We start from the raw sequence: 525 nt of genomic DNA, 5'->3' as shown, positions 1-525 counted from the left end.
CGGCCTCCATCAAGGGCAGCCGCTACGCGCTCGTGAAGAACCCCGAGGACCTCACCGACGGCCAGAGGGCGAGGCTCGAGGCGCTCAAGAAGAGGGCCGGCTCGCGGCTGGTCAGGGCCTGGGAGCTCAAGGAGGACCTGCGGGCCGTCTTCCGGGCAGCCGACGGCTCCGAGGCCGCCGAGCTGCTCGACGACTGGATGCACAGGGCCGCCTACTGCAAGATCGCCAAGGTCGTCGCCGTGGAGAAGAAGGTGCGCCGCCGGCGCGACGACATCATCGCCGCAGTCGAGCTCGGCATCAGCAACGGGCGCGTAGAGGCCATCAACAACAAGATCAAGGTGACGGTGAGGATGGGCTACGGCTTCCGCAACACCGACAACCTCGTGGCCCTGCTCATGCTCAGGTGCGGCGACTGCCAGCCCCAGCTCCCGGGTCGCCCGGTGAAGGCGAGGAAGAAGGGCGTGAAGGGAGCGAAGAGCGTTGCTGCCTAGGCTAGCCCCTTGTCACACAAACTACCGAAGCCTC

General features: G+C 67.0%; 1 protein-coding gene. It reads left to right on the top strand.

Annotation, left to right across the window (positions count from 1 at the left end; genetic code table 11):
* The coding region (locus ACQRAQ_RS08630) for an ISL3 family transposase (protein WP_427794558.1) at positions 1-491 on the top strand (491 nt) is incomplete at its 5' end.
* Positions 492-525 lie beyond the last annotated feature (34 nt).

The sequence above is a fragment of the Collinsella sp. SGI.178 genome (genome assembly GCF_050313495.1).
Lineage (GTDB): Bacteria > Actinomycetota > Coriobacteriia > Coriobacteriales > Coriobacteriaceae > Collinsella.
Note: the sequence above shows the minus strand (reverse complement) of the source record. Positions and strands in the feature narration are given on the sequence as shown.